Here is an 18905-nt window from a genome sequence, read left to right on the forward strand (position 1 = left end):
ACATATCATCCAATCGGCCAGCCGCATTGATACGTGGACCAAGCGCAAAACCAAAATCGGAGGCAACTAAACGCTTAGCATCTCGCTTAGCAATTTCAATCAAGGCTTGAATACCCGGACGCGCTTTGCCTGCACGAATGCGTTGTAGCCCTTGGTGTACCAAGATTCGGTTGTTTTCATCAAGTGGTACCACATCCGCAACAGTACCCAGTGCCACTAGATCAATCAGTTCCATCAACTTGGGTTCTGTCATGCCGTGTTGAGAAAACCAGCCCAACTTACGCATATGAACACACAATGCCATCATCAGGTAAAAGGCGACACCCACACCGGCTAGCGCTTTTGAAGGAAATGCGCAGCTTTCTAGGTTGGGATTGACCATTGCATCTGCAATCGGTAATTCAGAACCAGGCAAGTGATGATCAGTAACCAGTACATCAAGGCCTTTCTCTTTAGCAAAGCGAACACCGTCAATTGAAGATACACCGTTGTCGACTGTCATGATCACTTCAGCACCAAGTTCGATCGCCTGTTCGACAACCTCGGGGCTCAAGCCATAACCATCTTCAAAACGATTGGGGACCAGATAATCAACATTAGAGCTGCCCAACATTCGCAGAGCAAGCACAGACAACGCGGAGCTTGTCGCGCCATCGGCATCAAAGTCACCAACAATGATGATGCGCTTTTGCTGCTGAATGACTTTGAACAACAATTCAACCGCAGCATCAATACCGCCCAGTTTTTGATAAGAGTGCAAACCTTTCGCAGCTGTCTCTAGCTGGTCAGCACTGTCGATTCCGCGACTCACATAAATGCGCTTTAACAAGTCAGGTAAGTGAGCAGGTAAGACTGAAGTGTCGACCTCAGGACGGCGTTGGATCTCTATCATATAAAAATGGGCCTGATATCAATCAGGCCACTCCTTAAATCAAAAACAGGGGGGAATAATAGGTAATAAAAAATGAAGATTACTGCTCTAAACGCTGAATAAGTTGCGCTGGAGGTAAGTAACCACTCACCAACTCACCACTTGCTAGCACGATAGCCGGAGTGCCATTGATGCCAAGCTCACGACCGAGTTGGTATTGTTTAGCAATGATCTGCTTTTGCTCTGCTAGGTCTTTACCAGACGCTGGCATTTGACGATTGACTTTAGCATCATGCATAGCTGTTTTTGGATCATCAGACGCCCAGATTGCCGCCATTTGATCGGCAACTTGCCCTGTCGCACCTTGACGTGGGTAAGCCATGTAACGAACGGTGATACCCAGATCGTTGTAGCCTTGCATTTGACTGTGCAGACGAACACAGTAGCCACAAGTAATGTCAGTAAATACCGTCACAACGTACTTTTCGTTATCTGCTTTGTATTCGATAACCGTATCCGACATCGCTGCTACTTTTTCAGCATTCAGTGGAGCCTGACGCTCAGCCAAAACATCACTGAACTTACCGTTTTCATCCAAAGAGTAAAGTGTACCAGCTAGAAAATGATCGCCCTCTGGAGAAGAAAAGATAATACCGCTGTTGGTTTGAACTTCTAAAAGACCATCGATATCCGAAGGAACAATCTTATCGACCTTAATACCGATTTTTTCAAAACGCTTAGTTAACGCAGCTGTATCAATAGCTTGAGCTGGAGCAGCTTCTACGGCTGTTGATGTTGTTTCTACTTTCGCCTCTGATGCATTACATGCAGTAATCATGAGAGGAAGCGCTAGTAGAGGAAGACGGCGTAATACGCTCATTAGGTTCACCTTAAAAATAAATGGATTTAAGCACGTGGGTGATGCTGAGCGTGAATTTGCTTCAGCCTTTCAGTCGCCACATGAGTATAAATTTGGGTGGTCGATAAGTCACTATGTCCAAGCAACATCTGTACGACCCTGAGATCGGCGCCATAGTTCAGTAAATGAGTGGCAAAAGCATGTCTCAATACGTGTGGAGACAATAATTCCGTGTCGATACCAGCAATGACCGAATAATGCTTGATACGATACCAGAACGTTTGACGAGTCATTTGCTTAGCGCGTTTACTCGGAAAAACCACATCCGAGCTGTTATCACCGAGCAGTTGTGGCCGACCTTGTTCAATAAAAGTCTCTATCCAATCGACGGCGTTTTCGCCCATTGGCACCAAGCGCTCTTTACCGCCCTTACCAATAACACGCACCACGCCTTGTCTTAGGCTGATGTTTTCCATCGTCAAACTGACGAGTTCCGTAACACGAAGTCCAGTTGCATAGAGTAACTCAAGCATCGCTTTATCGCGAAGCTCGATTGGATCGTTTGGATCTGGCGCTTCAAGCAGCGAATCCACTTGTTCTTCACTCAAATCTTTTGGCAAGCGCTTCGGCAGTTTGGGACTGATCAACAATGCACTAGGGTCGTCGGCTCTTACTTTCTCGCGGTGTAGATATTGAAACAAGCGACGAATAGCCGACAACATACGAGCGCGAGAAGTCTGCTTAAAGTCAGCATCGGCTAACCAACCTTGATAATCCTGTAGTCCTGAAAGACTAATAAAATCGAGGCGGTAATTGTTCTTTTCCATCCACGTTAGAAGCTTAGACAGGTCGGTACGGTACGAGACAAGCGTATTCTCCGATAATCCTCGCTCCATCCACATAGCATCTAAAAACTGTTCTACTAGACCGTGGTCTGCGCTCTGCCCTTGAGGCGACTGCATAGTGTTACTCACAATATTGGAAACTGTTTTGAGAGTATGCCAGAGCAAATATGAATGCCATAAAAATTACGACTTGAGCGGATAATCGCTGCAATCGAAGTCGATTTATGGTTAGAATTCGCCATCTGAAATTAAAATTGAACGTTTGCTATGAAAATTGGATTATTTTACGGCTCAACCACCTGCTACACAGAAATGGCAGCAGAGAAAATTCGCGGCATTATTGGTGAAGACCTAGTTGATATCCATAACGTGAAAGAAACCCCTCTTTCATTGATGGCGGACTACGATCTTTTACTGCTCGGTATCTCAACTTGGGACTTCGGTGAAATCCAAGAAGATTGGAATGAACTGTGGGAAGACATTGCAACCACGCCAATGAAAGGCAAGGTTGTAGCGCTGTTTGGTTTAGGTGACCAAGAAGGCTACGGCGAGTGGTTCTTAGATGCGATGGGTCTATTACATGATGAGCTGAAAATCGCTGGCACTGAGTTTGTCGGTTTCTGGCCAAACGATGACAGCTACGAGTTCGAAGCGTCTAAAGCTCTCACTGAAGACCAATCTCAATTCGTTGGTTTGGCGCTTGATGAAGATTCACAATACGAACTGAGCGACGACCGTATCGCTAGCTGGGTTGAACAAGTACTGGTTGAGTACAGCGAAAAGCTATAACCAAACAGAAGTACACTCAGCTAAGTAACTCAGTAGCGAAGTAGCGAAGTAGCGAAGTAGCGAAGTAGCAGAATATTAAAAGATCACAGAATACAAAAAGGCCTCATTACTGCGAAGTAATGAGGCCTTTTCTATTTCATGTCGAAGGACAATGTCATCTCAACGGAAGATTAAACAGTCTCTTCAGCCATCTCTTGCTCTGTTGATTTACCAACGAAGAACATACAGATGATTGCGGCAGTTGTTGGAAGCAACCAACCCATACCGATTTCGAACAACGGCAGCATGTTCATTGCAGATACATCTATACCTGCAACTTTAGCACCATCGATAAGAGCAAACAGTAGAGACACTAATACCACTACGCGGTAAGCCGCTTTTGGATTAGGAAAGCGGCTGCGCAAGAATGTCAGTGCGACCAATGCGATTGCTACTGGATAAAGTGCAAACAGAACTGGAACAGACAGAGAAATTAACTGAGAAAGGCCAACGTTCGCTACGGTTGCACAAGCTACACCGTTGATGATTACCCAGGTCTTGTAAGACAGAGGTGTTAGCGAGCTGAAGTAATCAGAACATGCTGATACAAGGCCAATCGCCGTCGTTAGACAAGCCAATAGTACGATCACAGAAAGCACGAGTTGACCTGAAGGGCCAAACAAAGATTGGACGTATAGGCTTAAGATAGCGCCGCCATTATCTGCACCTGCTGCAACTGTTGCGCTTGTTGCGCCCAGGAAGAACAGAGAGATGTAAACAAATGCTAGACCCGCAGCGGCAATACAGCCCGCACTGATTAGGTACTTAGTTGTTGCTGCGCGGTCAGTCACGCCTTTACTGCGAATTGCGTCAACAATCAGCATGCCAAACATCAAAGCAGCAAAAGTATCCATGGTGTTGTAGCCTTCAAGGAAACCTTTGGTCAGTGGCTGAGTGATGTACTCACCGTGAGCCGCAAGGACATCACCTTGTGGGTTAATGAACACAGCAACTGCCAGTACAACCAAACCAACGAATAGTGCAGGCGTAAGTACCTTGCCAATAACGTCAATAAGCTTACCTTGTGACCATGAGAAGAACATCGCTACCACAAAAAATGCAATCGAAAAGAGAGTTAGATGAACTTGAGTCGCATCAATGAAGAACGGCTTCACCGCCATCTCATATGCAACAAGGCCAGTACGCGGTGCAGCAAATGCAGGACCGATAATGATAAAGATCAGCACAGCCATGATGGTTGCAGCTTTCTTAGGAAGATCTTTAGTTAAGTGACCCCAAGAGCCACCAGCCACTGCAACCGCGACGATAGTGATTAACGGCAGACCAACGGCAGTCAGCAGAAAACCAGACATCGCTGGAAGAAAGTGATCACCAGCTAATTGGCCAGCTAGAGGTGGGAAGATGATGTTACCCGCACCTAAGAAAAACGCAAAAAGCATAAAGCCCAATGCCATTATATCTGTTAGTTTTAGACTCTGTTTCACAGATAATCCTTAATTATATTTATGAGTTTATGTTGTGCTTACATGAATGTTACAGCGAGAAGCTGCCAATCAATCTTTAAAATAGTCGCGCATAATGACGAAACACTCGGCTAGCTGCAAGTCACCATAAAAAAACACCATATAAATTTGCATATATAAACAAAAAGTAGTGAATTAAACTAAATATATGCAGATTAACATAATTATCAACCGATCATTGTTAGCAACAATAGATAAGCAATTAGAATATTAATTTACACAAATAGTTAACATTAGAGCTAATCACTTAAAATATCTCGATAATCAGAATATTCATGAAAGACAAAACGACAAATACTAAAAGCTTCAATTTTAAGAGGTTCTCTATTTACGGAGGACAGAGCGGCATGCCTGTTAGCACCGATGGAGTACTGCTCGGATCATGGATTAACCTTGCCCCTGAATCATTAGTACTCGATATAGGGACAGGAACAGGTCTGTTGGCCTTGATGGCTGCGCAGCGTTTTGAGGATGCTTCAATCTCTGCGATCGATATTGATCAGCACGCCATTGATGCTGCCACAGTCAATATTGAGCAGTCGCCTTGGCAAGATCGTATCTCCCTTCATCACGACAGCGTGTTAACCACGGATTTCTCGCAACAATTTGATGCCATAATTTGTAATCCGCCCTACTTCAACTCTGGTGAACAGGCACAGCAAAGTCAAAGAGCCACCGCTAGACACACCGACAGCTTGGATCACCTTCAACTTGCCCAGTGTTGTTTCGAGATAACAACTGATGCCGCCACCGCCAGTTTTATACTGCCGACGCCCGAAGGAGAAGGCTTCATCAAACTTGCCGAGCAATGTGGTTGGTACCTAGCAAAGCGCCTTGATGTGAAAACAACCGACAAAAAACCGCCAAGCAGAATCCTGTTTGAACTATCTAAAGATCCTGTTAGCGAGCAAGATTTGCAGCGTGAATCGCTTACGATCCATCACGATGGCGGTTATAGCGAGGCATTTATTGCCCTTACTAAAGATTTTTATCTCAAGATGTAGCAAATACCATGTGATCCTAATCACTAATGCTTCTATAATGTCCGACTACTCTTTTTTATCGTCTGCTTTTTGAGGCAGAAACATTTATTGCTTGTGGAGAAACAACAGTGATCAGAACCTTTGCAGAACTCGATCTAAACCAAGAGCTGCTTAAAGCAATTGACGAAATGGGCTACGAACGCCCAACACAGATACAAGCTGAAGCAATCCCACAAGCGTTAGATGGAAGAGACGTTTTGGCTTCTGCGCCAACAGGTACTGGTAAAACAGCATCATTTGTATTGCCAGCACTGCAATACCTACTGGATTTCCCACGTAAGAAATCTGGCCCTGCACGTATGCTTATCCTGACGCCAACGCGTGAGCTAGCAATGCAGATCACCGAACAAGCACGTGAACTTGCTAAATACACCAGCCTAAATATCTTTACGATCACGGGCGGTGTGATGTACCAAGAGCACGCAGATATCTTAAGCACGACTCAAGATATCGTAGTCGCAACACCTGGTCGTCTGATGGAATACATTGAAGGCGAGCGTTTTGACTGCCGTGCGATTGAATGGCTGGTTCTCGATGAAGCTGACCGTATGCTAGACATGGGCTTTGGTCCTGTTGTTGACCGTCTGTCTGCAGAGTGTCGCTGGCGTAAACAAACTTTACTTTTCTCAGCAACGCTAGAAGGTAAAGGTATTGAAGGTTTCACTGAAGACCTTCTGAAAAACCCAGCAGAGATCGATGCAAAATCGTCATTGCGTGAACGTAAGAAGATCACTCAATGGTATCACCGTGCCGATTCAGCTAAGCACAAGCTTGATATCCTAAAACATATCATCACAGAGCAAGCTGAACGCAGCATCATCTTCTTGAAGACTCGTGACCGCCTAGGTGACCTACGAGCTCAATTAGAAAGTGCACAGATCCCGTGTGTATGGATCCAAGGTGAAATGCCTCAAGATCGTCGTAACAACGCGATTTCTCGTTTCCGCGATGGTTCTATCAACGTACTGCTGGCAACTGACGTCGCAGCTCGTGGTATCGACCTTCCAGATGTAAGCCACGTTATTAACTACGACATGCCGCGTACAGCAGATGTATACCTACACCGCATCGGCCGTACGGCTCGTGCAGGTAAGAAAGGTAACGCGGTTTCTATCATTGAAGCGCACGATCAACTAATGATTGAACGTGTGGCTCGTTACACTGAAGATGCGATCAAAGAGCGCTTCATCGAAGGCATGCGCCCAACGCATAAGAAAGCCGCGGTAACAAAGAAGAAAAAACCGAAGAAAGAAGACAAGAAAGCGGTGGCTAAGCAAAAAATTGCTAAGAAAAAGAAAATCGCTAAGAAAAAGAAAGCCGTTAAGAACAAGTAATCGAACCGCCTTTCAATGATTCAATAAAAAGCCCCATGCAGTTATCTGCATGGGGCTTTTCTTTGTCTGGCTTATTATTGTCTGGCCTGTTATCAGGCTAAATAACTCGTCTCTAATTTTAATTACAGGCTAAAGCCGAAGTAACTCGTTAACCAAGAGTGACTAATTAACCAAGAGCTATTAGTTTTGCTCTTCACGCTTGAAGACTAACTCTTTCACGTTCGACTCTTCTTCAACGAAGTAGTAACCCGCCGTATCAAACTTGGTCAGTGCTTCCACTGAATCGATTTTGTTCTCAATGATGTAGCGAGCCATCATGCCACGCGCTTTCTTGGCGTAAAAACTGATCACCTTGTACTGGCCATTCTTGCAGTCTTTAAAAACTGGCGTGATGATTTGACCATCAAGGCTCTTCGGCTTCACCGCTTTAAAGTATTCGTTCGATGCTAGGTTAATCAACACATTGTCGCCTTGAGCATTCAGCGCTTCATTCAGCTTATCTGTGATGATGTTACCCCAGAACTGGTACAAGTTAGTACCACGAGCATTGGCCAAACGTGTACCCATCTCTAGGCGGTATGGCTGCATCAGATCTAACGGCTTAAGCAAGCCATATAACCCAGAAAGCATGCGCAGGTGATTCTGTGCGTAGTCAAAATCATCGTCCGACAATGTTTCAGCATCTAAGCCTGTGTAGACGTCACCTTTGAACGCCAAAATAGCTTGGCGAGCATTCTCTTGGGTAAAGGTCTCACTCCATTGCTCAAAGCGCGCTACGTTCAGCCCAGCAATCTTATCGCTTACCTTCATCAATGCTGATACATCAGCAGGTGTCAGCTTACGACACACTTCAATAAGCTCTGCAGAGTGCTCAACAAACTCTGGCTGGCTGAAGCGCTCAGTCGCTAATGGTGATTCGTAATCTAATGTCTTGGCTGGAGAAACGACAACTAACATAACTTTACCCTAATCGGTTATCTAACTGGATGCAGCTAGAGTATAGAAAAAACATCAACTTGTCTTTATGACTCTTCCTATTACTTTGATAGACAGATCTAGCTGTAAGTCGCTTACAAAGAAGAATCGATAATAAAGAAAATATCGCAGGCAAAGAAAAAGGCTAAGGTCGAAACCTTAGCCTTTCTAATGATTTTAGGATGAGTGATGAATCACTCCAACAAGATTACTTCTTCTTGTTGTTAACCCAAATACCATCTTCCAATTGAGCCTTAAGCTCTGGGAAATCATCCGCATCGAACGTGGGTACTTTACCCGCGTCTAATTGACGGTTGTAGTCTTTCGCTAGCTTAATCACGATACCCGACAGCAAGATGATCGCTACCAAGTTCACAATCGCCATTAGGCCCATCGATACGTCAGCTAATGCCCATACCGTTGGCAGTGTCGCGAGAGAACCGAACATAACCATACCCAGTACAACGATACGGAACAGCACTAGGCCCTTCTTGTTGTTGTGCTCTAAGAAGATAAGGTTTGTTTCTGCGTACGAGTAGTTTGCAATGATTGAAGTGAAAGCGAAGAAGAAAATCGCTACCGCTACAAAGATACCACCCCATTCGCCGACTTGTGCTGTTAGTGCACGTTGCGTGAGTTCGATACCCGTTACTTCACCGTGTGGTACATATTCACCAGACATCAAGATGATTGCTACTGTTGCAGAACAGATAACAATTGTGTCCATGAACACACCTAGCATTTGCACATAACCTTGTGATGCTGGGTGTGGTGGGTAAGGCGTAGCAGAAGCTGCTGCGTTTGGCGCAGAACCCATACCCGCTTCGTTCGAGAACAAACCACGTTTGATGCCGTTAATCATCGCTTGTGCGATTGCGTAACCTAGGCCACCCGCTGCTGCTTCTTGCAGACCGAATGCACTCTTGAAGATAAGAGCCAGAACTTCAGGCACTTTCTCAATGTTCATTAGCATTACGTAGATAGCGATAGCTAAGTAAGCCAGTGCCATAATTGGAACAATGATTTCTGCAGTGCGAGCAATCTTACGGATACCACCGAAGATAACGAATGCAGAGATAATTACGATACCAACACCAACGTAGCTGCGCTCAAAGTCGAATGCCGTGTTCATTGCGCTTGCAATCGCGTTCGCTTGAACCGCGTTGAATACAAGACCGAATGCAATGATTAGGAAGATAGAGAATAGAACCCCCATCCAACGCATACCTAGGCCTTTCTCCATGTAGTATGCAGGGCCACCGCGGTAGTTACCGTCGTTATCACGCGTTTTGTATAGCTGTGCCAGTGTGCTTTCTGCAAACGATGTTGCCATACCTAGCATGGCAATTAGCCACATCCAGAAGATAGCGCCAGGGCCACCAGCGGTTAGTGCTACAGCAACACCAGCCATGTTACCCGTACCGACACGTGCTGCTAGACTAGTACAAAGTGCTTGGAAAGAGGAGATACCTGCACTGTCTGCTTTACGGCTGTTTCTAAGAACAGAAAACATGTGGCCGAAATGGCGGAATTGAATGAAACCTAGTCGTACAGTGAAGTAGATACCCACACCAACGAGTAAGTAAACTAAGATAGATCCCCAAAGGAGATCGTTCATCAAATTGATTAAGTCTGTCACGTGAACCTCGTAATTGAGTTTAAGCACCGATCTTGCTTCCTAGCCTTCCTCTAGATCACCTATGCCAGTGTCAATAGTTGTGTCGGCATTAGATTTATATTTATTTGTTGCGATCTAGATTGTAAATGTCGCTTCATGCATCCATTTTACGTATCGGTGTATTTTTTGACGGGCGGATAATGCAGCGAGACGGCCTAAAAATCAATATGAAAATAAACACATATTAAAATGACATTTCACTAATAATACACCTTTTGTTAACACAACTTTCAACAATAGCGCCTAATAAAAGTCACATTGTCAGGACATAATATCAACAAAAACTAAGGCACTATAAAAACAAAAACACCATCCCGTAAAAATGACGTCAGCCTAGGTTTTACAAGGTATAGTGAAGATCTGTGTTTTTTTCTAGGGTAATGAGATCCCTATACTACACGGCACAATGCGCACTTAAATGCACTGTAGTCAAAATGCTATTCCATTTGCACAATGAATTAACATTCAATCCCCCCTAATTTAATCGTTTACTTAAGTTTGTTTGCTTATTTTTTGTACACAAAAATCCCCGAAATGTGTGAGCATGCATAATAAAACAGAACAAAAACTTCATATATTTGAAACGAATGAGAAACAAATCAAGGTTATTGTGAACTTAAATATGATATTTAATGGTTCGTAAGAACGAATCCCACGGAAGGAGATATGCTTATGGATAGCTTTCAATTCGATGAATTATCAGAACTAGAAATGCCTCGTACCACTCAAAAAACACGCTCTAAACCACTCAAACGTAAATGGCGTGAAATTGAGGCAATCAATGATCGTAGACAGCTTGAGAAAGAGCTTAGAGAGATGAACCTAGGTCTCGATTTTAGCCTTGACGATATAAAGCTTTAATCAGCACGATAAGAAATCAGATAGCAAAAAGCACCTGTATAGGTGCCTTTTTTATTTTACGAGGTATTTAATCCGCTCAAAGCGTCATTTGGGAACTAGCCCTCTAAAATAGAGAGCATCTAAAATAGTCACGCTTCAACATGACAACTGGCTAAACGCACTCTTGTTCATTTTGTCGAACACGAGCCGCGAGTTGGCGGTACTCATCAGCAATTGTCTCTCCAAAGACAGGGTCGTCTTCAGGTTGAAGCCATTGAGACTCCACCTCTTGCCAATCTTTAACTGTGAACGACTCAACAATCATTGGTAACACATGCTTCTCTTCATATTCCATGTGTTTTCGTTGAGCTTTAACAAAAGCTTCAAGCTGCTCAATAAATACTTGTTGAGGAACGACCGCATCTTGAAGGATCATATCGACCACACCTAAAAAGTCCGCCGTTTTCTCGGAAAGCAATTGATGCTCCAGTTCCAAGTCTTCAATGACTTGATCACTGCCATATTGCTTTAGGTAGTAACGATAAATAACATCTTCTTTCGGGTGATGCACCTTGTCTGAATGGTTCATCAGATAATGAACCACCTCTGCGATCAGGCTATAGTTTATTTCTCGCTCTTGTTTTAGAAGCTCTAACTTATTGTTGAGTATCGCGAGCAAACGAGCCATATAGCCATGCTCTCGTCTTATCCTTTCAATCATCATAGTATTGCACTCCATTACACCTACTATTTACAAGTGTATATGAAGATAGCAATTTGTGGTTTGACCCTGCTCAGAAAACCATCAATCTACAGTGCCAGTGGTAATGTCCAATCGATAGGCTGTTGATTAATAGAAGAGAGTAGCTCGTTGGTCATCGAAAAATGCTGACAACCGAAGAAACCACGGCGTGCTGATAATGGTGATGGATGAGGTGCAACCAACACATGGTGCTTGTCTGCATCAATCGCTTGGCCTTTCTTCTGGGCGTGTGCGCCCCACAACAAGAAGATGATCGGTTCAGAGCGCTGATTGAGCTCTGCAATAATGGCATCGGTAAAGGTTTCCCAACCACACTTAGCATGTGAGTGTGCTTTTGCCTCTTCTACTGTCAGTACCGTATTCAACATTAACACCCCTTGAGATGCCCAAGTGTCGAGGTAGCCATGACTCGGGATCTCAAAGCCCTCTATATCTTGCGCAAGCTCTTTGTACATATTACGTAGAGAAGGAGGGATTTTTACACCTGGCAGTACAGAAAAAGCTAAGCCATGAGCTTGGTTAGCGCCGTGATAAGGATCTTGCCCTAGGATAACCACGCGTACGGACTCGAAAGGCGTCATATCGAAGGCACTGAACACCAGCTCTTGAGGAGGGTAGACGGTTTTCCCACTATTTCGTTGCTGTTCAACAAACGCGAGGACACTCTGAAAGTACTCTTTGTCACGTTCATCATTAATAATGGATTCCCAAGTCTTTGGTGCGCTCATCGTTTTACTTCCCAATCATCAAGGTTTCTAGCGGCTTTCGCCAGACAAAAAAATAGCTGTATCGGCTAACTGTCCTAAATAAGGCTCTAGTTATACCTCATACAGCTATCAATAAACATGATGTGTAGGGTTCACTTGTTGATGAATCATAATAATCAGTTCAAGTTGTGTTTATCTCGATTAGCCACTTTTCTGCTGTGTACGGTGGTGCCCGTGGTTATGCACGTGACGGTTTGGTGTTGGTAAACGGCGTGCGACAGCAACAGTTGAAGTTTGGGTGATTGAATACATAAAGGCACCTCCTCTAAGACATCGTGAACTACATATTCACTTTAATACTATGAAAGAAAGGTGCCAATTTTTAGGAGTAGAAGGAAATTAATTATTCCCTCTATTATTACGCGTCTTCGCTCGCTAGCGTTGCTGAGCGATGGAACATCCTAAGTTGTTGAATTTCCTCTTTCCAGATAGTCGAATCAATGGTTTCTAAAATGAGAGGGATACCATTAAAGCGAGAATCAGAGGCTATATACTCAAAACAATCCCAGCCTATTTCGCCTTTTCCTAAAGAATGGTGTCGATCTACACGGCTTGCAAACTCAGCTTTTGAATCATTGATGTGCATTGCTCTTAGATAGTGCATACCCACGATGCGGTCGAACTCAGCAAAAGTATGATCACATGCTTCTTTTGTTCGTAGGTCATAACCGGCTGTAAAAGTATGGCAAGTGTCTAAACACACACCAACGCGTGATTTATCTTCTACTTGGTCGATGATCTCTGCTAGTTGCTCAAACTTCCAGCCAAGGTTCGTCCCCTGCCCTGAGGTATTCTCAATCACCGCAATCACATCAGGCACCGCTTGATGAGCCAAATTGATAGACTCGGCGATCTTGGCCAAACATTCGCTTTCTGAGATTTTCTTCAAATGACTCCCAGGATGAAAATTCAAAAGCGTGAGTCCTAGTTGGTTACAACGCTCCATTTCATCAATAAAAGCCGCACGTGATTTCTCTAGCTTCTCTTCTTCTGGTGCTCCTAGGTTAATAAGGTAGGAGTCATGAGGAAGGATGTGCTCAGCGCTAAAACCTAACATTTTACAGTTGGCTTTAAAGGCGCTGATGGTTTTGGCTTCTAGCGGCTTTGCTGCCCACTGTCTTTGGTTTTTGGTGAACAGTGCAAAAGCATTGGCGCCAATCTCTCTTGCGCGCATTGGCGCCTGATCAACACCGCCCGCAGCAGACACATGCGCACCAATAAACTTAATATTAGTTTCAGGTTTTGAAGATGAATTATTGTTTGTCATTAAATCACTTTACACTTTCAGGATGCTTAATAATTAAAGGGTCGTATCACTTACAGGTCAATAAAAACACAACAAATGTAGTAAATTTACAACAAATGCCACTGTTAAATATTTTTTATACTTTAAAATATTTTGTAATTACTTTGTTTTCAAAGGTTTTATTGATTTAACTCAAAGTAATCACCTTGAAAAAAATGAGGTTTTTGGTTGTTTTTTGACTTAAATCAATATTAAACTACCACAAACTAGGTATACATTACTCAGCTCAATAAAATTCGAAAGTTAACACCATAATCAAACCACATAAAGTGGACTAGGAGATAGTTATGATCCAAGGTATTCAAATTACTAAAGCAGCAAACGATGACCTACTAAACTCAATCTGGCTACTAGATAGCGAGAAGAATGAAGCTCGTTGTGTTGTTGCTACTTCAGGTTTCGAAGCTGACCAAGTTATCTCAGCTGCAGACCTAGGCGAGTACGAAAGCCGTGAAGTTGCTATCGAAGCAGCACCACGCATCGAAGGTGGTCAACACCTAAACGTTAACGTTCTTAAGCGTGAAACGCTAGAAGATGCTGTTGCTCACCCAGAGAACTACCCACAGCTAACTATCCGTGTATCGGGTTACGCTGTACGTTTCAACTCTCTAACTACTGAACAGCAACGTGACGTTATCGCACGTACGTTCACTGAGTCTCTATAATTTTTAGAGCTTGAATTAGAATACAAAAACGGCGCTCATTGAGCGCCGTTTTTATTTGTTCAACAATACCGATATAGGTTACGGTTGAACTCGACGAAGCACTGCTTTTAGCACTTCAAAATCGTTATCTAGATCTTCAGACAACAACTCCATCACCGCGTGTTTTGCTAGCGGACCAGGAAGTTCAATGTCAGTACCTAAGATGTCATCAACCACTTCTTTGAATTTCGCAGGGTGTGCCGTACATAAGAAAAGGCCTGTCTCGCTCTCTTGCAGTTGCTCTTCCAATAGACGGTAAGCAATCGCACCATGAGGTTCACACAGGTAACCTTGAGCTTTTAGATCACGTACTGATTCAGCACTCTGCTCATCAGATACTTTACCTTTACCCAAAGTATCCAGTCCCCAACCTTTCAGTTGGCAAAGCTCTTCGATACGTGGCCAGTTGTTTGGTTGGCTCACGTCCATCGCGTTCGATGTTGTCGCAACCGTTGGTTTTGGATCCCATTGACCTGTTTCTAGGTAACGGGGAACCGTGTCGTTTTCGTTGGTTGCTGCAATGAAGCGTTTAACCGGTAAGCCTAGCGCTTTCGCTAATAGACCCGCAGTTAGGTTACCAAAGTTACCACTTGGTACAGAGATAACCAGATTTTCACGTTGCTCTTTGGTTAGCTGAGAAGCCGCCTCAAAGTAGTAACAGATCTGAGCCATCAAACGGCTGATGTTGATTGAGTTTGCTGAGTTTAAGCCAATTTCTTTACGCAATTCAGCGTCGTCAAACGCGTCTTTTACTAATGCCTGACACGCATCAAAATCGCCATCAATCGCGACAGTATGGATGTTCTTACCTAACGTACAGAATAGCTTTTCTTGCAGTGGGCTGATCTTGCCTTTCGGGTACAGGATAACAACATTGATGTTTTCCATGCCGTAGAATGCGTGTGCAACCGCAGCGCCAGTATCACCCGATGTTGCCGTTAAGATTGTGATTTGACCGCCATCAGAAACCGCAGCCAAAGATTGAGCCATAAAACGGCCACCGAAATCTTTAAATGCTAACGTTGGACCGTGAAACAGTTCAAGTGCGTAAACACCGTCTTTCACTTGGTTGATCGGTGCTGGGAATTGGAATGCCGCATCCACTAGTTGATCAATCTGTTCTTTTGGTAACTCATCACCAATTAGAGCAGAAAGAATCTTTGAACTACGAGGGACAAAGTCCTCTGCAAGTAGTGCATCGATGTCATCGAACTTAGGCAGCTCTGATGGGAAAAATAGACCTTGATTACGACCTAGACCTTGACGAACGGCTTGGCCAAAAGAGACTTGCTCATCGTTTTCTTTGATGTTGTACAGCTTCATAACTCACTTCCTGTAACGATCGAACCTTGTTTATCTAAGCGACAAACGTGGACGAATCCTTCTTCATTTTGTACGTAGTTTTGTTCTAACCAGCGTGCAACACGCTCGGCGACATCTTGTTCTTTGCAAATGCTAAATAGCGTAGGGCCACTACCAGAAATTCCAGTAGCTAATGCTCCTGCTGACGTTGCATATTTGCGTGCATCAACAAACCCTGGAAGCAGTTTCTCACGATATGGTTCAGCAATCACGTCTTTGATCATCTTAGCGGCTAGCTCCGGCTGACCAGAGTGACAAGCATGAATAAAGCCCGCTAAATGACGACCATGGGCAATCACATCTTGACGGCGATACTGAGAAGGCAAGATCTCTCGCGCTTCAGCCGTTGAAACCTTGATGCCCGGGTACGCCATTACCCAATACCAATCGTCAAAACATGGAACCTCTTGGCTAATAATGCCAAGCTCTTCCAACATTAATTGCACACCACCAAGGTAACATGGCGCTACGTTATCGTAATGTATGCCACCTGAAATCTTACCTTCCATTTCACCCATAAGAGCAAGCAGTTCAGTTTCATTCAACGGTTGACCATGAAAACGGTTCAAAGCATCTAGTGCTGCGACAATTGAACATGCACTCGACCCTAAACCAGAACCGATAGGCATGTTCTTCTCTAGTGTCATCTCTAAAGACTTAACTGAGATACCTTTCTTATCTAACTCGCGAGAGAACACAACCCAGCAGTCATAGACAATATTTTCTTTGGTTTCAGTTGGCAGCTTAGAAACAAAGCTGCCTGCTGTTTTTAGCGAGAATGGTTCATCACCGGCTTTAACCATTACTCGGTCACCAAGCAATGTGCCATCCACTGGAGACACAGCGGCCCCCAGCACATCAAACCCTACACTGACATTGCCGATTGATGCAGGAGCATAAACAACAACATCCATATCACTTGAACTCATTCCTAAACTCCTAATTTCCAACCAAGAGTACGCATCACATCAGAGAATACGCCTGCTGCTGTAACTTCAGTACCTGCACCGTAGCCACGCAGAACGAGTGGGATTGGCTGGTAGTAACGGCTGTAGAATGCCAGAGCGTTCTCGCCATCTTTAATCTTAAACATTGGGTCATCGCCATCAACAGCTGCGATACGAACCTTACATTTACCTTCAGCGATCTCACCCACATAACGAAGTACTTTGCCTTCTTCTGCTGCGATAGCTGACTGCTCTTTGAAGTATGCATCCGCTTCTGGCAAGCGAGCCATGAACTCGTCAACTGTACCTGAGTCATCAAAACCCGGTGGCAATGCTTGGTCAACTTCAACATCTTCAAGCTCAAGTGCCATACCCGCTTCACGAGCAAGAATAAGCAGCTTACGCGCAACGTCCATACCAGACAGATCATCACGAGGATCCGGCTCAGTGAAGCCGTTATCTTTAGCAATGTTGGTTGCTTGGCTGAGTGTCATACCCTCATCAAGCTTACCGAAGATGTAAGACAGTGAACCAGAAAGAATGCCGTTGAACTTCTCAAGCTCATCACCCGCAGAAATTAGGTTCTGTAGGTTTTCGATTACCGGTAGACCTGCGCCTACTGTTGTCTCGTACATCAACTTACGACGAGAGTTACGTGCCACTTCACGAAGCTGATGGTAGTAAGCCATGCTTGCCGTGTTGGCTTTTTTGTTTGGTGTTACAACATGGAAACCAGCCGCTAGAAAATCAGCGTATTGCCCCGCAATACCTTCGCTAGACGTACAATCAACCAACACAGGGTTGATGATGTGGTTACGTTGAACAAGTGCAGCTAAACGCGCTAGGCTAAACTCTTCTGTCGCACTCGACATACGATCACGCCACTGTTCTAGCGGTAGACCATCGCTGTCTAGCAGCAAGCCTTTGCTGTTTGCTAAACCACATACGCGAATCACGATGCCTTTTTCAGCCAGTTTGCCTTGTTGACGTTGGATCTGGTCAACAAGCTCACCACCAACACCGCCAACACCGACAACGAAGACGTCAAGGAAGTGCTTAGAGTTAAATAGGTTTTCGTGACACGCTTTGATTGCTTCTGAGATTTTATCTTCCGGGATAACCGCAGAGATAGCGCGCTCTGAAGAGCCTTGAGCAATAGCGACGATGTTAACGTTCACTTCCGCTAAAGAAGAGAAGAACTGAGAAGCGACACCACGTGAAGTACGCATACCGTCACCCACCAGCGTCACAATCGCAACATCATCCATGAACTCAACTGGCTCTAATAGGCCATCTTTAAGTTCGAGTTCAAACGCATCTGATAACACTTGCTTCGCTTTCACTTTGTCAGCCGATTCAATACAGAAGCTGATGCTGTACTCAGAAGAAGATTGAGTAATAAGGACAATAGAAACGCCTGCAGAAGACATCGCGCCGAATACACGACTCGCCATGCCTACCATGCCCTTCATACCTGGGCCTGATACGTTAACCATCGTTAGGTCACTTAGCGTAGTGATACCTTTGATCGCCAGGTTATCTTCGCCAGTGTCTTGGCCAATCAAAGTGCCTGCTCCCTGTGGGTTGAAGCTGTTTTTGATCAGACATGGAATATGGAATTGTGCGATAGGTGCGATAGTTTTCGGGTGTAGAACTGAAGCACCGAAGTAAGAAAGCTCCATCGCTTCTTGGTAGCTAAGTGATTTAAGAAGACGGGCATCATCTACTAAGCGTGGGTCACAGTTGTAAACACCATCGACGTCAGTCCAAATCTCACAGCAATCAGCACGTAGACATGCCGCTAGAACTGCAGCTGAGTAGTCAGAGCCGTTACGGCCAAGCGTTACTAGCTCGCCTTTTTCATTACCAGCAGTAAAGCCCGGCATGATATTTACGTGACCTTTAGGAAGCGGTGATTGGCGGAAGTTCTGAGTTGAAACATCCACATCCACCATAGCTTCAAGATGATCACCTTGAGCATAGAGGTATTCCACAGGGTCAATCAGGCTTGCTGGTTGGCCTTTCGCTTCCAGCACCGCTTTCATTAGCTGGATTGAAACTCGCTCACCTTTACTAATGATACGAGCATTTACGTGATTCGGGCACATGCCCAGTAGGTTAATACCATTCACGAACTGCTTAAGTTGAGCAAGAGAGGTATCGACTTGCTCTTGAAACGCAGAGCCATCTACTGACGGCAATACCGCTTGAATCTCTGCAAACAATGCAGCGAATGATGATTCGATCTCGGTGATCTGTACGTCTGCTTCACCATTTTTTAGTGCTGCTTCAATAACAG

At 44.5% G+C, this 18905-nt stretch carries 17 protein-coding genes; 5 read left to right on the top strand and 12 right to left on the bottom strand.

Translation table 11 applies throughout. The features are described from left to right. The 3 genes from AB4653_RS12020 to xerD all read right to left on the bottom strand — a co-directional run. A partial coding sequence (locus tag AB4653_RS12020; protein WP_372104255.1) for a DHH family phosphoesterase occupies positions 1-892 on the bottom strand: 892 nt, incomplete at its 3' end. Between the two features lie 79 nt (positions 893-971). Continuing rightward, entirely contained in the window at positions 972-1751 is a 780-nt protein-coding gene (locus AB4653_RS12025) for a thioredoxin fold domain-containing protein (RefSeq protein WP_009848427.1), read from the bottom strand. Positions 1752-1777: 26 nt separating this feature from the next. Next, positions 1778-2692, bottom strand: coding sequence for a site-specific tyrosine recombinase XerD (xerD, locus tag AB4653_RS12030; RefSeq protein ID WP_041472738.1), 915 nt, complete (start codon positions 2690-2692; stop codon positions 1778-1780). Between the two features lie 150 nt (positions 2693-2842). On the opposite strand from xerD, the gene fldB reads away from it, so the two are divergent. Continuing rightward, on the top strand, positions 2843-3364 hold the full coding sequence (fldB, locus tag AB4653_RS12035; protein ID WP_102257732.1) for a flavodoxin FldB: 522 nt from the start codon (positions 2843-2845) through the stop codon (positions 3362-3364). Positions 3365-3534: 170 nt separating this feature from the next. On the opposite strand, the gene brnQ is transcribed toward fldB, so the two are convergent. Continuing rightward, positions 3535-4848, bottom strand: a complete 1314-nt coding sequence (brnQ, locus tag AB4653_RS12040) for a branched-chain amino acid transport system II carrier protein (protein ID WP_032555323.1) — start codon at positions 4846-4848, stop codon at positions 3535-3537. A gap of 314 nt (positions 4849-5162) precedes the next feature. Between brnQ and AB4653_RS12045 the strand changes: the two genes are divergently transcribed. After that, a complete protein-coding gene (locus tag AB4653_RS12045) occupies positions 5163-5891 on the top strand; it encodes a tRNA1(Val) (adenine(37)-N6)-methyltransferase (protein WP_009848423.1) in 729 nt (242 codons plus the stop codon). A gap of 107 nt (positions 5892-5998) precedes the next feature. Then, the gene (gene srmB / locus AB4653_RS12050) at positions 5999-7264 is read left to right on the top strand and encodes an ATP-dependent RNA helicase SrmB (RefSeq protein ID WP_009848422.1); all 1266 of its coding nucleotides are present in this window, start codon (positions 5999-6001) and stop codon (positions 7262-7264) included. Between the two features lie 180 nt (positions 7265-7444). Here the strand turns inward: srmB and yaaA are convergent, their stop codons facing one another. Then, positions 7445-8221 (bottom strand): peroxide stress protein YaaA, encoded by a 777-nt coding sequence (yaaA, locus tag AB4653_RS12055; protein WP_009848421.1) that lies wholly within the window; start codon positions 8219-8221, stop codon positions 7445-7447. A gap of 226 nt (positions 8222-8447) precedes the next feature. Next, entirely contained in the window at positions 8448-9878 is a 1431-nt protein-coding gene (locus AB4653_RS12060) for a sodium:alanine symporter family protein (protein ID WP_009848420.1), read from the bottom strand. 711 nt (positions 9879-10589) lie between these two features. Here AB4653_RS12060 and AB4653_RS12065 point away from each other — a divergent pair. Further along, a complete protein-coding gene (locus tag AB4653_RS12065) occupies positions 10590-10778 on the top strand; it encodes a DUF3545 family protein (RefSeq protein WP_009848419.1) in 189 nt (62 codons plus the stop codon). Between the two features lie 151 nt (positions 10779-10929). Here the strand turns inward: AB4653_RS12065 and AB4653_RS12070 are convergent, their stop codons facing one another. The 3 genes from AB4653_RS12070 to nfo form a co-directional block, all read right to left on the bottom strand. Then, positions 10930-11481 (bottom strand): hemerythrin domain-containing protein, encoded by a 552-nt coding sequence (locus tag AB4653_RS12070; protein ID WP_032555322.1) that lies wholly within the window; start codon positions 11479-11481, stop codon positions 10930-10932. A gap of 86 nt (positions 11482-11567) precedes the next feature. After that, a complete protein-coding gene (ung, locus tag AB4653_RS12075) occupies positions 11568-12248 on the bottom strand; it encodes a uracil-DNA glycosylase (RefSeq protein WP_009848417.1) in 681 nt (226 codons plus the stop codon). 397 nt (positions 12249-12645) lie between these two features. Next, a complete protein-coding gene (gene nfo, locus AB4653_RS12080) occupies positions 12646-13554 on the bottom strand; it encodes a deoxyribonuclease IV (RefSeq protein ID WP_009848416.1) in 909 nt (302 codons plus the stop codon). 326 nt (positions 13555-13880) lie between these two features. On the opposite strand from nfo, the gene grcA reads away from it, so the two are divergent. Continuing rightward, on the top strand, positions 13881-14258 hold the full coding sequence (gene grcA, locus AB4653_RS12085; RefSeq protein WP_009848415.1) for an autonomous glycyl radical cofactor GrcA: 378 nt from the start codon (positions 13881-13883) through the stop codon (positions 14256-14258). 78 nt (positions 14259-14336) lie between these two features. Here the strand turns inward: grcA and thrC are convergent, their stop codons facing one another. The 3 genes from thrC to thrA all read right to left on the bottom strand — a co-directional run. Next, complete coding sequence (thrC, locus tag AB4653_RS12090) at positions 14337-15620, bottom strand: threonine synthase (RefSeq protein WP_009848414.1); 1284 nt, start codon at positions 15618-15620, stop codon at positions 14337-14339. After that, positions 15617-16573, bottom strand: coding sequence for a homoserine kinase (gene thrB, locus AB4653_RS12095; protein WP_102257743.1), 957 nt, complete (start codon positions 16571-16573; stop codon positions 15617-15619). Before thrB ends, thrC begins: the two co-directional genes overlap by 4 nt. 17 nt (positions 16574-16590) lie before the next feature. Further along, a partial coding sequence (thrA, locus tag AB4653_RS12100; protein ID WP_372104258.1) for a bifunctional aspartate kinase/homoserine dehydrogenase I occupies positions 16591-18905 on the bottom strand: 2315 nt, incomplete at its 5' end.

The sequence above is a fragment of the Vibrio sp. 10N.222.48.A3 genome (assembly GCF_041475345.1).
Classification (GTDB): Bacteria; Pseudomonadota; Gammaproteobacteria; order Enterobacterales; family Vibrionaceae; genus Vibrio; species Vibrio tasmaniensis_A.